This window comes from Streptomyces sp. GESEQ-4 (genome assembly GCF_017948455.1).
GTDB lineage: Bacteria > Actinomycetota > Actinomycetes > Streptomycetales > Streptomycetaceae > Streptomyces.
Genome location: NZ_JAFFSU010000001.1, coordinates 24301 through 37487 on the forward strand (window position 1 = coordinate 24301; position 13187 = coordinate 37487).

Below are 13187 nucleotides of genomic sequence, written 5' to 3' on the forward strand. Positions count from 1 at the left end.
CAGGGCCATGTCGCTCACGATTGAAGTCGGATCCCGCGACGCTGCTGGGTGGCGGTTCGCGCGCCGCCCAGTGCGCATCAATCTTCGTCGGCCGCGGGGTCGTATCCCGTGCCCTCGTCGCTGGTGTCGGAGTCGGCGTCGGTTGCCAGCGTGATGACGCCGTGAGCGTCGAAGTGCTCGGCGATACGCTTCAACATCGGAGCGGTGTAATCGGGGACGTCGAAGCCCGCTGCCAGGACGTCGCCGTCGTACACGGCGCGCAGCAATTCCTCCGGTGCGCCGTCGATGAGACCAAGCTCGTGGAGGCGGCGGGCGGCGGTGGCGACTGGTCACGTGAAACCGCGCAACATGCGATTCGCTTCGTAGCCGCCGAGTTTGTAGACGGTCTCCCGGTCGGCGAAGCCGTTGTTGCGGCCGGCGTGGAGCAGCACTGGCCCTTGTCCGGTTGTCACCGGCTGGGTTCGTCGTGGAGGATCAACGGCGTTTGCGGCGCACGGAACCGCTGTGCGCGGTGGGGGCGCGAGGGGGCGACGATCTTTTCCGTACTCGTCAATGTGCTGGTCGGTCTGGTGACCAGTCTCATCGGTGGTGGGTGCGTCTGGCTCTGGGAGCGCGGCAAGCGTGCCCGCGTGTTGCGGCGCAAGGCGGACTTCTTCGGCCTTGTTCCGGGGGAGACCTGTTTCATCGTCATCGGCAACAAGCACGGCGTGCGGGGAGTCGCGACGCACAAAGAGATTCGAGCCATGATCGAGCTGGCGACCCTGGCCGGCCAGCTCGGCTGTGGCGTGGCCACCGAATCCGTCGACGACTTCCGTGGCAGTAACGACGACCGCACGGAGTTCTGCATCGGCGGTCCGCTCGGCGAGGCCAACCTCCGTACGGGCGGCCACCTCGCGGCCCATGTGCCCGGCGTCAGCATCCTGCCGTACGGTCCGGGGCCTGAGTCGGTGGCGTTCGTCGTCGGCGGCAGGCGCTACCTCTTCCGGAAGAGCGAAGTGGAGTATGCGCTGGTGGCCAAGTTCATGCCGCCCCAGGCGACTCGCCCAGTCGTGCTGGTCTGCGGCCAGAGCTCCCTGGCGAACCAGGCCGCGATCCACTTTCTCAAAAGGAATCACCGCCAAGTGGCCGACACCATCGACTCGGTCGACCGCTATTGCCTGCTGATCAAGGTCGCGGATATCGGTACTTACGGCTTCCAGGGCGCGAGCCTCGAACGCGACGTGACTGGTGACGCGTTCACCGTGTCCTGATGTCAAGGGCGTGCCAGGCCTGGCCCTGTCTCAGGGTGGGGCGGCGCCTCGCCCAGCACAGCGCGCCCGCAGCCGCCCAGGTCGCGCGTGCGGACAGGCGGCTGCGCACGTCGGCCGTCCGCCCCTGAACAGTCCCTCGGTTGATGAGTAAACGTTCGACCCGTTCGACGGCCACCATGGTGTTGTCGAAGCCTTCTTCGGTCAGCGGTCACATGGTGGCTCTGGTCGGCCAACCGGGCTGATGGGGCTGTCCGCTATCGCACTCGAGCCTCGGCTATGTGCCGGTGGGCCTGAGGAAACCGTCGGAGATACGGGAGTTGAAGGCCGGCGCAGGGCCGGCGAGCCGGCCGGTGACGAAAGCGCTGATGTGCCGGTGCCTGAGTTCGTCCAGCTTGAGGCTGCCGAAGGCGGAGACGAGATCGTTGTGCACGTAGTCCCGGCAGCGGGCCTACACCTCGTCGTCAAAGGTGACGACCACCTTCTCGGCCGCTCCCGGCGTCATGGCCAACTCGAAGGCACGGTCGGCCTCCCTGAACGGGACCCGGTGGCTGATCAGCTTGGCGAACCGCTCGTGGTGCTCCACGATCTCCGGCGTGACCTCGAAGATCTCGGTCGGGTAGCCCTGCGAGGCGATGAGGGTCAGCTCGCTGCGCAGCATGCCGCCGAGGTCGATGTCGGCGCCCTTCTTCTGTACGGCGACCATGACCAGCTTGGCGCCCCACTTCGCGGCATCGACGGTGGCGTTGAAGACGGCGGCGACGCCGGCCGCGTCGATGTAGATGTCGGTGCCCGCTCGCGGCTGGCCCAGCGCGTTGGCCGCCTCGCCGTGCAGCTCGGTCAGCCGGGCGGTGACGTCCTCCTCGGCGGAGTTGATGACAGCGTCGGCGTCGATGGCCAGCGCCGTCTCCAGCCGCTCGGGGATGACGTCGGCCACCACGACGTGCTTCACAGCGCGCAGCTTCAGCCAGATCGTGGCACCCAGCCCGATGGGACCGGCGCCGAAGACGACCACCTTGTCGCCCGGCTTCGCCTCGGAGCGGTTGACACAGTGACGGGCGACCGCCATCGGCTCGTTCAGCGCGGCCACGTCGAAGGGCACCGCGTAGGGGAACACCGCGACGCTCTTGCCGATTTCAGCGTCCTCGATGAGCAGGTACTCGCTCATGCCGCCCAGCTCGCCGCCGCAGCCGATGATGCCGGACGGGGCGCCCTGCGGGTTGACGACCACACGATCGCCGCCGGCCGGTTCGTGGCCCAGCGGTATGGAGCGCATCGAGCCGTCGGCCCCGGTCGGCATGCCGCCGAGGCCCCGACGGGGAGCCGCGGGCTACACCGTCCGGCCTGTTCGCCGCGGGGGCGTGAACAGGCCGTCGACCACGTCGCGCAGCGGCCGAGGAGCTCGTCGGACGTTGTGTCGTCTACGGTCACGCCCGGACGGTGCCGTTCTCCCTGCAGAAGTACTTCGCCAAGGGCATGCTCACCGGAGCCATCAAGGGGTGAGGCGATATGCCCCGTGCGCCGTGAGATGAACAGCATCCCGTGTGGGAACATCACCGCACAGCCGCTGCCCTTCGGCGTTCCGACCTGATGCCGGCTCGTCGGCCGTCCCATGCGTGATCGGTACGGTGGTACCGGGACGACGGGAGGGGCGGCGCGGCCGTGGGTGAGGAAGCGGAGATCAGGACGGCGAAGGACGCCGCCGACCACGAGCTCATCCTGGCGTTCGGGCGGCTGCAGGGGGCGGCGAACCGGCTGGAGTACATCCTCGGCCGGGCGCTCGAGGTGGAGTGCGGGATCAGCCATCTGATCTTCGAGGTGCTGCTGATCCTCGGGCGAGCGGGTGAGCCGGGGCTTTCCATGCGGGCCATCGCGCAGGAGCAGGTCCTGACCACCGGCGGCGCCACCCGGCTGGTGGACCGGATGGAGACGGCGGGCCTGGTGACGCGCGCGGAGTCCCCTGACGACCGGCGCGGCAAGCTGGTGCGACTGACCCCGCTGGGCGAAGAGACGGCCGTACGCGCGTCACTGGTGCACCTGGAGAACATCAAGCGGTACTTCGTGGAGCCCCTGCCCGTGGCGGACCGCGAGCGGTTCTCGGAGGACCTGCGGATCCTCAGCCACACGGCTCGGGACGTGCTGCCCCGGCTGCCCTGAACACGCTCGTGTGTCCCAGTTCACACGGGTCGGGAAATATCTGACGAGTCAGTTACTGTTTGGTCAGATGAATCGCTCGCAACCGGCGGGCGCCCCTCTCTGCCGAGGTCATCGATGAAGCTCGTCTACGTCTTCGACGCCTACTGCGGCTGGTCGCACGGATTCTCCGGAACCCTGCGCGAGGTCGCCTCCCGTCATCCCGGGCTGCCGGTCGAGGTGCTCTCCGGCGGTCTGTTCACCGGGCGGCGCCGGGTGCCGATCCGCGAGTTCGGCTACATCCAGGGCGCCAACGCCAAGATCGCCGAACTGACCGGCGCCGAGTTCGGCCAGGCGTACGAGGAGTTGCTCGCCGACGGGTCGTTCGTGATGGACTCCGAAGCCGCCGCCCGTGGCTTCGCGGCCCTGCGTCAGGTGGCCCCCGACCGGGCGGCGGAGCTGGCCACGGCCCTCCAGTCCGCCTTCTACGTCGACGGACACAGCCTGTCCGAGGCGGCCACCTACCGGACGGTCGCCCAGGCGGCCGGGCTCGACGCGGATGCTGTCGTCGCCGCCTTCGAAGCGCCCGACGCGCAGGCCGTTGTTCGCGCCGACTTCCGCCGGGCAGCCGAACTCGGCGTCACCGGGTACCCCACTCTGCTGGCCGGCGACGGCGGCGGCGACTCCGTCGCCCCGCTGGCCTACGGCCACGCCACGGCCGACGAGGTCGACGAACGCCTCGCCGCTCACTGATCTTCCCCCCGTCCCCACCCCACCCCTTGCGCAAAGGAACCCGCGATGAGCACGCTCTCCTTCAAGATCCTCGACCTCGACTTCCCGGCCGGCAGCAAGAACAAGACCGCCACCCTCGTCACCGGTGAGAACGAGGCCCTGCTGGTCGACGCCGCCTTCACCCGCGCCGACGGCCACCGCCTCGCCGCCGAGATTCTCGACGCCGGCAAGCAGCTCACCACCGTGTTCGTCAGCCACGCCGACCCCGACTTCTACTTCGGCGCCGAAGTGATCGCCGACGCCTTCCCCGATGCCGTCTTCGTCGCCACGCCGATCGTCATCGAGCACATCCGGCACTCCTACGAGGGCAAGCTCAAGGCGTGGGCGGCCCTCGGCCCGAACCTGCCCACCCGCCTGGTCGACCTCACCCCGTTGACCGGCGACCTCACGCTGGAGGGCCACCGCTTCGAGCTCAAGGGCGGCCCGGCCGGCCTGCCCGACCGCCACTACCTCTGGCAGGCCGAGCACCGCGCCCTTCTCGGCGGCGTCCTGCTCTTCCAGCAAGAGCACGTCTGGGTGGCCGACACCCCCACCCCCGGCGACCGTGCCGCCTGGATCGACCTGCTGGACGAGATGGCCGCCCTCGACCCGCAACTGGTCGTCCCCGGCCACCGTCTGCCCGACACCGCCGCCGACGCCTCCGCGATCGCCGCCACCCGCGACTACCTGCTCGCCTTCGAGGAGGAGTTCGGCAAGGCGGCCGACGGTGCCGCGCTGACCGAGGCGCTCGTCGCCCGCTACCCCGGCAACGGCATGGTGATCGCCGCCCAGATCGGCGCCAAGGTCGCCAAGGGCGAGATGAAGTGGGGCTGACCATGGCCGAGTTCGCCACATCCACCGCTCCCGCGGATGTCGTACGCCGCCAGTACCTGGCTTCCGCGGCGGGGGACCTGACAGCCCTGCGGGCCACTCTCGCCCCCGACGTGGAGTGGACCGAGATGGCCGGCTTCCCCCTCGCCGGCACCTACCGCACCCCCGACGGGGTCACCGCCAACGTGATGGAGAAGCTCGGCCAGGACTGGGACGGCTGGGCCGCCCATGACGACACCTACGTCGTCGACGGCGAGAATGTCGTCGTCCTGGCCCGCTACACGGCCGTCAACCAAGCCACCGGCAAGCCGATCGACGTCCGTGTCGCCCACCACTTCGTCGTACGTGGTGGACTCATCGTCCGCTTCGAGCAGTTCGTCGACACCGCGCTCGTCCGCGAGGCGATGGCCGACTGACGCGTTCCGTACCACCGCAAGGCAGGAGATCCGCAGGTCCGCTGACGACAACGAGGCGCTCGTGATCGCCTGCTACGAGCAGGCGTTCAACGACGACCAGCCGGAACAGGCCGCCGAAGCCCACCTGGGTGAGCGCCACACCCAGCACAACCCCGAGGCGCACGACGGCCCGCAGGCGTTCGACGGCGTTCTGAGGGCTGCGGCGGCATCCGTGCCAGGACCAGGTGCGGAGGCCACGTCGTGGGACGCCCCGCCGTTCAACCGCTGCGCACCACTGGCGGTGCTGAGCGCCCGCGCCGAGCCGCTGACGGACGTCGTGATCACCCGCAGCACGGTCAACAGACGGCGCTTCTTCGAGAAGGGGAGACCGGGCCGCGCGGCATCACGTCGCGCTGCGCTCGCTCGCCTCTCTCATGTCCCGCTCCACGGCCCGGTTCTGCGCGGTGTCCGGCTGTCCCGCCGTGCTGCCCGGACGTCCGGCGCGGAGCAGTCCGCTCCAGTTCTCCCGGCTCCAGTCGGCCGGGCCGGTGGTACTCGTGAACTCCTCGACGAGGGAGAGGAACCGCGCGGGGTCGGTGTGGAACGGGAAGTGCCCGGCCCCCTCGAAGATCTCCAGGCGGCTGCCGGGCATCGCCTCGTGCGCCCCGTACGCGTGCCGTACGGGCACCACGCTGTCCCGGTCGCCCCATATCAGCATCGTGGGCATGCCCTCGGTGAGGTAGCAGCGGTCGAGCATGGTCACCACCTGGCCGCGCCAGTCGACCACGGCGCGCAGGGTACGGATGAAGGCGCTGCGCGAGGTCGCGTCGGGAAGCGCGTCCACGAGGGTGAGCAACTCCGGTGCGTCCTGGCCGAGATCGGTGTCGAGGAGTCGCATCAGGTGGGCGAACAGGCGTGCTTGCACACCCATGCCTGGCAGGCGCAGCGCGGAGAGCATCAGATGGGCGCCGGGCAGCGACACCGCCCGCAGGACCGGATTCACCTCGCGGCCGACGCCGCCCGCACTGACCAGGATCAGCCGCTCCGTGCGTTCCGGGAACTGGTACGCGAACTGCATGGCGACGCCGCCGCCGAGCGAGTGCCCGACCAGCGTGGCCTGTTCGATGTCGAGCGTGGACAGCAGGTCGCGCACCCCGTTCGCATACGCGGCGACCGAGTAGTCGGCCCTGGGCTTGTCCGAGGCGCCGTGGCCGAGCAGGTCGGGGGCGATCACCGTGTGGGTGCGGGCGAGGTCGGGGATGAGCTCGGCCCAGGTCGCCGAGGAGTCGCCGATGCCGTGGATCAGAACGAGTACCGGGCCCTGGCCGGCCATGCGGTAGGCACGGCGGTAGCCGTGCACGATGCGGTGGTGCAGCCGTAGTTCTCCGTCGCCCACCGGGCGCAGCCGCTTGATGGGCAGCGGGCGCTGTCGTGGGTCGTCGACCACCGGCTCACCTCCCGTTCCGGGCCGCAGGAAATGCGGCTCCAAACGCTCGGTTACAGCGTAGGGCTCTTGTCCCACAAGGGATTTCCGTGAGGTTTCGCCTCCGCTAACCGGGCGAACCGACACGTACGGAAAGGGCATTGTCAGTGGCGGACGGCAAGCTGGATCCAGTGCCACCGCTGTGCGGCGGCGTGGAACCGCTGACCCTTGTGGCGCTGTAGCGCCACAGCCGAGCCGAACCGGGAGAGCCGTCTGTTGCAGACGGTACGGGCCGCGCTGGACGGCCCGCCCGGTTCGAGCCGAGCCCCCGTCGTGCCGCCCACCGCTCTCGCGGAGGCGGAGCGAGTGCCGACCGCTGCAGGGTCACAGACGGACCACGACGAGAGCGATGTCGTCGTGGCTGCCGCCGGTGACGCCCAGGTGGTCCAGTAGTCCGTCGGCGAGTTCTTGCACCGGGAGGGTGCTGCACCGAGCGAGGGCGTCGGTCAGCCGGGCCAGGCCGGCGTCGATGTCTTCGTCGCGGCGTTCGATGAGGCCGTCGGTGTAGAGCACAAGGGTGTCTCCCGGCGTGTAGGACAGGCCGGCCTGAGGGCGGGGGACATGCTCCGGACGTGCGCCCAGCGGCGGGTCGGTGGCCTGGTCCAGCATCTGCCAATTGCCGTCCGGACGGAGCAGTACCGGCGGAGGGTGACCGGCGTTGCTGTAGATGATCAGTCGGCTGCGCGGGTCGATGAGCACCTTGACCACGGTGGTGGCCAGCGCGCCGTCGACCGCCCGGGCGTACAGGCCCAGTACCTCCAGGGCCTGGGCCGGGCTGGGAACGGCCCGAATGGCTGCGCTCAAGGCACTGCGCAGCATGCCCATGACGGCAGCAGCCTCAAGGCCGTGGCCGACCACGTCCCCGACGGCGATGGAGTAGCGGTCGGGCGGCAGATCGACCACGTCATACCAGTCGCCGCACACGTTGAGTGATCCGAGGGCAGGCAGGTAGCGCACAGCGATGTCCCGGTGCCTGTCCAAGTCGGGCGAGCGCAGCATCACCTCCTGCAGGGCGACGGCGACTTCACGTTCACGGGCATGCGCCTGGCGCAGCCGCTCGTTCAGCTGCTCCAGATCATGCGACCGGGCATACACCAGGGCCGCGATCCCTGTTGCCTGGTTGCTCAGTGGCGAGGTGAACTCACGGATGACAGGGGAATGCATGAACTCGGTGACATCGTCGGCCCGTGCGATGATCCACTTCACGGTGCCGTCCGGCCGGAGGACGGGGCTGGACATCCCGCACCACCACCGCTCCTCGAGTTCACCTGGGCGGTCGGCGACGGGAATGTCGAATCGCTGTGGAGCCACCACGTCGGGCTCTCGGGAGTCCAGCACGCGCTGGAGTGAGGCGCCGAAGTCACGCGCCGCGGCCGGCGCGGCCGGTGTGACTGGAAACGCCTCCAGGATGTACTGCCCGGCCAGTTCTTCGCGGGTCCTTCCGGTGGCCTGAAGGTAGGCGCGGTTGGCGTAGCGGATCACCAGGTCGGCGTCCAGCACCAGGTACGGATTCGGTGCGGCGTCGAACAGCTCCTCGAAATTGATCTCCGCTGGCGTCACGCGCGTGACCTGCCGATCTTTACGAGCGCGACCGATTCACCTCTCAACCTACGAGGTCTCCGCCAGCTGCGCCCGCCGGACGGAGGAGAAGAGGCTCGTCAAGCACCCTCGGCGTGTCGCCAGGGAGTGTGCGGATTTTTCATATTAACGTCCCGTGACTGTACGAAGTCGATCTCTTACAGATCGCGCACACCGCACTCCATCGGAGAGAACATGCACAAGCTTCGCAAGGCCGCCGTCGTGGTCGTCGCCCTCGGCAGCGTCGGAATCCTGGGCGCCGGTACCGCCAGCGCCAACGGCCAGGACGGTCACGGCGACAAGGGCAAGGGGCACAAGGTCATGCAGAGCTCCGAATGCAAGTCGCACGACCTGAACATCGACATCCTCGGCCAGGTCGGCATCCTCAACGGCCTGCTGGGCAACGCGCTCAACGGCGAGGGCAACGCCGGTGGGCAGAGCAAGCACATCGGCTCGACCATGGGCTGCAGCAACAGCGTTGGCCACTAAGGGCGCGCTCTAGAACGTGGTGGTCTGCTGGGTTGGCCGTCCGGTGAAGTCACGGGCGGCCAACCCAACTCTTTTCTGCGCATCCGTGCCGTACACCGCGGATTCCTCTTCAAGGAGGCACCGTGAATCCCGGACCGGTGGCGGCCAGTCGTCCCCGGCCGCCACCGACCACCGGATCCGGGGTGCTTCACCGACCGGGCCGGACGCACCGCCGCTTCAGGCGCGTCCGGCCCGGCGGCTGTCACTCGCCCGGGTGGGAGAGCTCGATGTCGTGGCTTTCCACTCCGGAGCCGTGCACGGTCAGGTGGGTGGCCATCGGCGGGTAGCCGGCCGCCGTGACCGTGTACTCGCCGCCGTCCAGGTCGGTGAAGGCGTAGCCGCCGTCCTCGCCAGTGGTCGCGGTGGCCACCACGTTGCCGGCCGCGTCGACGAGCGTGACCCGCGCGTCGTTGAGCGGTCGGCCCGCGGCTTGGATCACGCCCTGCACCTGCAGGCCGGAGGACAGTTCGACCTCGGTCCTGGTGACGCCCTGCGGGGCGATCTCGACAGGCAGCGCGATCGGCCGGTACCCGGCCGCGGTCACCGCTAGGGTCAACTGGCCGGCCACCAGCTCGGCGAAGCTGAAGGCGCCGTCCGTGTCGGTCAGCCCGGCGGCGAGCACGTCGCCGCGCACGTCGGCCGCGACCACCATGGCGCCGCCGATCGGCTCCTTGTGGTCGGCCGAGGTGACTGTGCCGACCAGGCCGCTGGTGCCGGAGAGCAGGATGTCGTACGAGGCCGACTCGTCGCCGAGCACCACCGTGGAGGCCTGTGGCTGATAGCCGTTGGCGGAGGCGATGAGCACGTAGCTGCCCGCGCGCGGCGCGTCCACCGTGTACGAACCGTCCGTGTGGGCCAGCACGCGGCCCAACTGACGCCCGCCCAGCGAGATCAGAGTGACAGCCGCCCCGGGAACGGGTGCCGACTCGGCGCCGATGACGTAGCCGCTGACCGGGACGCCGTCGGAGGAACGGACCTCGGGCATCGTCGGCGCGGCGGACTGGCTCGGCACCTTCCCGTCGGTCTCCTCGGTCTCGTCGGCCTCGGTGTTCTCGATGTTCTCGTCGTGCCCGTCCTTCCGGCCTCGGAGGCCGAACGCCGCTAGGGCGGCGCCCACGAGGGCGAGGATGCCGGTGACCAGGACGGCGGTGTGGACGCCGTTCATGAAGGCGGTGTGGCTGCCCTCCACCACGGCCGCCCTGAGCTGTGCGGGCATCGCGTCGGAGACCGGGGCGACGCCCATCGCGACCGCGTCCTTCGCCTCCTCGAGACGAGCGGCGACCGAGCCGGGCACGCCCGCGTCGGTCAGCGAGTCGGTGAGCGTGGAGCCGACGCGGCTGCTGATGATCGAGACGAGCACCGAGGTGCCGAGCGCGCCGCCGATCTGCAGCGAGGTGGCCTGGAGGCCACCCGCGACGCCGCCGTCCTTGACGGGCGCGTTGCCGACGATCGCGTCGGACGACGCGGCCATCACCATGCCGACACCGAGGCCGAGCGCGGCGAACGGCGGCCACATGGTGGCGTACGAGGAGTCGGCGCTCCACGCGAGCATCGCGAACGCGGCGCCGGCCTGCAGCACCATCCCCAGCGGCATGGTCAGACGCGGGCCGAACCTCTCGGTGAGCTTCGCGCCGAGCGGCGAGGCCACCATGGAGACGAGGCTGAGCGGCAGGGTGCGCACCCCGGCCTCGACGGGCGTGAAGCCGCGTACGTTCTGCAGGTACAGCATCACGAAGAAGATCACGCCGAGCAGGATGAAGAAGTTCAGCGCGGTGACGACCGTACCGATGGTCAGGGCCGGGTTGCGGAACAGGCGCATGGGCAGGAGAGGGTGCGCGACGCGGGTCTCGTACCAGCCGAAGAGGACCAGGACGACGACACCGCCGACGATCGCGCCGAGCGTGCCGGCCGAAGTCCAGCCCCACGTCTCGCCCTTGACGACGCCGAAGACGACGGCGAGCAGTCCGAGCGCGAGCAGCACGACGCCAGGCACGTCGAACTTCTCGCTCGCGGCGGCCTCGTTCCTGGACTGCGGCAGCACCACGAGGCCGAAGACGAGGGCGATGACGCCGATGGGGGCGTTGATGTAGAAGACGGACTCCCAGTTGACGTGCTCGACGAGCAGTCCGCCGACGATCGGGCCGAGCGCAGTGGAGACGGACGAGATCATCGCCCAGATGCCGACCGCCATGCCGAACTTCTTCGGCGGGAACACGGCGCGCAGCAGCGCGAGGGTGTTGGGCATGAGCAGCGCGCCGAAGAGACCCTGTACGGCGCGGAAGGCGATGACGCCCTCGACCGTGCCGACGAGGCCGATCGCGACGGACGCGATGGTGAATCCGACGACGCCGACGAGGTAGAGGGTGCGGCGCCCGAAGCGGTCGCCGAGCTTGCCGCCGAGGATGAGGGCGGCGGCGAGGGCGAGCAGGTAGGAGTTGGTGACCCACTGCAATTCGGCGGTGGTGGCGTTGAGGTCGCGGGCGATCTCCGCATTGGCGATCGAGACGACCGAGCCGTCGAGGCCGACCATGAACAGGCCGAACGCGACGGCGACCAGCGTCAGCCAGGGGTTGGCGCGAAGACCGCGGGGGTGGGGGTCGGAAACGGGAGTGGACGCTGTGGAAACAGCGGTGACAGACATGTGTGAGCTGTCCTCGGGACGTGCGGCGCGCGACTGTTGGCGCGTGGACATGTGCGGGGGAGCTGTGTAGGCGAGCAGCGCAGCCGGCCCTGCCGCCGTGGTGGCAGTGGCAGGGGCAGTAGGCGTACGGGAAGCGGGATCGACCGGTCAGGCGGAGTGGTCGCGCAGGCGCCGGGCGAGAGCTTCGAGGGCGCCGAGCGCCGAGCCGAGGGCGTCGCGGTCGCCGTCGGTGAGGGTGCGGAGCGCGGACGCGAGCTGCGCCGCCGCGATGTTCTCGACCTCGCCGATACGTTGACGCGCCGTGGCGGTGACGCACAGGTGCGCCACACGCTTGTCGCTGTCGTCCTGACGCCGTTCCAGCAGGCCCGCTTCGGTGAGGCGGGTGACCAGGGCGCTGACGTTGTTCGGCATCATCCGCAGCGCGTCGGCCGCCTCGTGGACGGTCGCGCCGTCGTGCTCGGCGACGTACTGAAGCAGGGCCAACTGCCGCTCGGGGAGCTTGGGATAGGGCAGCCGCCGGTCGATGCCCTGTTTGATGTACCGGTTCAGCGCGGGCAGACACGCCACGAGGCCTGCGGCCACATGGTCGACGCCCTGGCTCGGGCGAGCCTCGCTGGTTCCGGTCACGGCGCCACGTTATCTATGGCGAGAAACCTATGTCAAAATACTCATTGAGGCCGACGAGCATCACCGACGAGCATCGCCATCGACTGAGCGATGTCAGGGGGTGAGCTGCTGGTGGCCGATGACGGAGAGCAGTTCGAGTTTGCTGTGGCTCTCCGTGCCGGGGCGTGTGGTCAGCACCACCAGGGTCTGGGCGCGGTTCTCGGTGAACAGGAGCTGGGCGTCGACGTCGATGCGGCCGAGTTCGGGATGGAGGACGGTCTTGCAGTCGTCGTAGCGCTGCGCGACCTCCTGGAGTTCCCACATGCGGACGAACTCGGGGCTGTGTTCATGGAGTTCGGCGAGGATGCGGGCGGCTCGGGGGGTGTCGCTGCCGGCTGTCAGCGCGGCCCGCAGGCGCGCCGCATTGGCACGGCCGTGGTGTTCGTGGACGTCCTCGGGATACACCAGACGTTCGGCCGGGTCCATGAACCAGCGGTAGTAGCCGCTGCTGGCCAGACCGGTGTGGCGGGTCAGGTCGCCGACCAGCGCGACGGCCAACGGGTTCATTGCGAGGGTGTCGAGCAGGTCCGTCTGCACCAGGGCCGGGGAGTCGTCCAGGCGGTCCAGGACCCGCATCAGCGTCGGGCTGACGTGCTCGGAGCGGTGGAAGCGGGCCGGGGCGTTGTGGCCGATGAGGACGAAGAGATGGTCGCGTTCGTCCGGGGTCAGCCGCAGCGCCCTGGCGAGAGCCGATGTGATCTGGACGGAGGGCTGCGGAGCACGCTGCTGTTCCAGCCGGGCGTAGTAGTCGGTGGACATACCGGCGAGTTGCGCGACCTCCTCGCGGCGCAGCCCCTGCGTACGCCTGCGCCGCCCCTCGACCAGCCCGACATCGCGGGGGCGCAACACATCCCGCCTGCGGCGCAGGAATTCCGCCAGTGCCTTCTTGTCCATGCCCCCATCCTCGCCGCATC

13 protein-coding genes and 1 pseudogene are annotated in these 13187 nt (G+C 69.5%); 6 read left to right on the plus strand and 8 right to left on the minus strand.

Translation table 11 applies throughout. From position 1 onward, the window contains the following. The first annotated feature begins 161 nt into the window (after window positions 1-161). Window positions 162-1250: a hypothetical protein gene (locus KCH48_RS00135; RefSeq protein WP_246884661.1), complete on the plus strand. Its 1089-nt coding sequence runs from the start codon at window positions 162-164 to the stop codon at window positions 1248-1250. A 274-nt stretch (window positions 1251-1524) separates the two neighbouring features. On the opposite strand, the gene KCH48_RS00140 is transcribed toward KCH48_RS00135, so the two are convergent. Both KCH48_RS00140 and KCH48_RS00145 read right to left on the minus strand, forming a co-directional pair. Next, window positions 1525-1680 carry a hypothetical protein gene (locus KCH48_RS00140; RefSeq protein WP_210569100.1) on the minus strand — a complete coding sequence of 52 codons (156 nt, stop codon included), beginning with the start codon at window positions 1678-1680 and terminating at the stop codon, window positions 1525-1527. A gap of 18 nt (window positions 1681-1698) precedes the next feature. Next, the gene (locus KCH48_RS00145; RefSeq protein WP_246884662.1) at window positions 1699-2547 is read right to left on the minus strand and encodes a zinc-binding dehydrogenase; all 849 of its coding nucleotides are present in this window, start codon (window positions 2545-2547) and stop codon (window positions 1699-1701) included. A gap of 362 nt (window positions 2548-2909) precedes the next feature. On the opposite strand from KCH48_RS00145, the gene KCH48_RS00150 reads away from it, so the two are divergent. From KCH48_RS00150 to KCH48_RS00165, 4 genes are all read left to right on the plus strand, one after another. Continuing rightward, a complete protein-coding gene (locus tag KCH48_RS00150; RefSeq protein ID WP_210569102.1) occupies window positions 2910-3404 on the plus strand; it encodes a MarR family winged helix-turn-helix transcriptional regulator in 495 nt (164 codons plus the stop codon). A 114-nt stretch (window positions 3405-3518) separates the two neighbouring features. Then, window positions 3519-4133, plus strand: a complete 615-nt coding sequence (locus KCH48_RS00155; RefSeq protein WP_210569104.1) for a DsbA family protein — start codon at window positions 3519-3521, stop codon at window positions 4131-4133. A 45-nt stretch (window positions 4134-4178) separates the two neighbouring features. Then, a complete protein-coding gene (locus KCH48_RS00160) occupies window positions 4179-4985 on the plus strand; it encodes an MBL fold metallo-hydrolase (protein ID WP_210569106.1) in 807 nt (268 codons plus the stop codon). A gap of 2 nt (window positions 4986-4987) precedes the next feature. Beyond that, window positions 4988-5398: a nuclear transport factor 2 family protein gene (locus tag KCH48_RS00165; RefSeq protein ID WP_210569108.1), complete on the plus strand. Its 411-nt coding sequence runs from the start codon at window positions 4988-4990 to the stop codon at window positions 5396-5398. Window positions 5399-5780: 382 nt separating this feature from the next. Here the strand turns inward: KCH48_RS00165 and KCH48_RS00170 are convergent, their stop codons facing one another. Together KCH48_RS00170 and KCH48_RS00175 are read right to left on the minus strand one after the other, a co-directional pair. Further along, a complete protein-coding gene (locus KCH48_RS00170; protein WP_210569110.1) occupies window positions 5781-6824 on the minus strand; it encodes an alpha/beta fold hydrolase in 1044 nt (347 codons plus the stop codon). 360 nt (window positions 6825-7184) lie between these two features. After that, window positions 7185-8420, minus strand: coding sequence for a PP2C family protein-serine/threonine phosphatase (locus KCH48_RS00175; protein ID WP_210569112.1), 1236 nt, complete (start codon window positions 8418-8420; stop codon window positions 7185-7187). Window positions 8421-8633: 213 nt separating this feature from the next. On the opposite strand from KCH48_RS00175, the gene KCH48_RS00180 reads away from it, so the two are divergent. Then, window positions 8634-8927, plus strand: coding sequence for a hypothetical protein (locus KCH48_RS00180; RefSeq protein ID WP_210569114.1), 294 nt, complete (start codon window positions 8634-8636; stop codon window positions 8925-8927). A gap of 241 nt (window positions 8928-9168) precedes the next feature. Here KCH48_RS00180 and KCH48_RS41885 read toward each other — a convergent pair whose 3' ends face one another. The 4 genes and pseudogenes from KCH48_RS41885 to KCH48_RS00195 all read right to left on the minus strand — a co-directional run bounded on the left by KCH48_RS41885 (window position 9169) and on the right by KCH48_RS00195 (window position 13167). Next, window positions 9169-9951, minus strand: a complete 783-nt coding sequence (locus KCH48_RS41885; protein ID WP_246884731.1) for a collagen binding domain-containing protein — start codon at window positions 9949-9951, stop codon at window positions 9169-9171. 99 nt (window positions 9952-10050) lie between these two features. Next, window positions 10051-11607 (minus strand): annotated as a pseudogene (locus tag KCH48_RS00185) (MFS transporter); the annotation flags it as partial. 147 nt (window positions 11608-11754) lie between these two features. Further along, a complete protein-coding gene (locus KCH48_RS00190) occupies window positions 11755-12234 on the minus strand; it encodes a MarR family transcriptional regulator (protein ID WP_307840753.1) in 480 nt (159 codons plus the stop codon). Window positions 12235-12327: 93 nt separating this feature from the next. Then, on the minus strand, window positions 12328-13167 hold the full coding sequence (locus tag KCH48_RS00195; RefSeq protein ID WP_210569116.1) for a helix-turn-helix transcriptional regulator: 840 nt from the start codon (window positions 13165-13167) through the stop codon (window positions 12328-12330). Window positions 13168-13187: the final 20 nt, after the last annotated feature.

Coding starts and splice junctions, on each gene's coding strand:
- KCH48_RS00145 (WP_246884662.1), bottom strand. CDS start 2,547: ATGCCGACCGGGGCCGACGGCTCGATGCGCTCCATACCGCTGGGCCAC.
- KCH48_RS00155 (WP_210569104.1), top strand. CDS start 3,519: ATGAAGCTCGTCTACGTCTTCGACGCCTACTGCGGCTGGTCGCACGGA.
- KCH48_RS00160 (WP_210569106.1), top strand. CDS start 4,179: ATGAGCACGCTCTCCTTCAAGATCCTCGACCTCGACTTCCCGGCCGGC.
- KCH48_RS00165 (WP_210569108.1), top strand. CDS start 4,988: ATGGCCGAGTTCGCCACATCCACCGCTCCCGCGGATGTCGTACGCCGC.
- KCH48_RS00180 (WP_210569114.1), top strand. CDS start 8,634: ATGCACAAGCTTCGCAAGGCCGCCGTCGTGGTCGTCGCCCTCGGCAGC.
- KCH48_RS41885 (WP_246884731.1), bottom strand. CDS start 9,951: ATGCCCGAGGTCCGTTCCTCCGACGGCGTCCCGGTCAGCGGCTACGTC.
- KCH48_RS00195 (WP_210569116.1), bottom strand. CDS start 13,167: ATGGACAAGAAGGCACTGGCGGAATTCCTGCGCCGCAGGCGGGATGTG.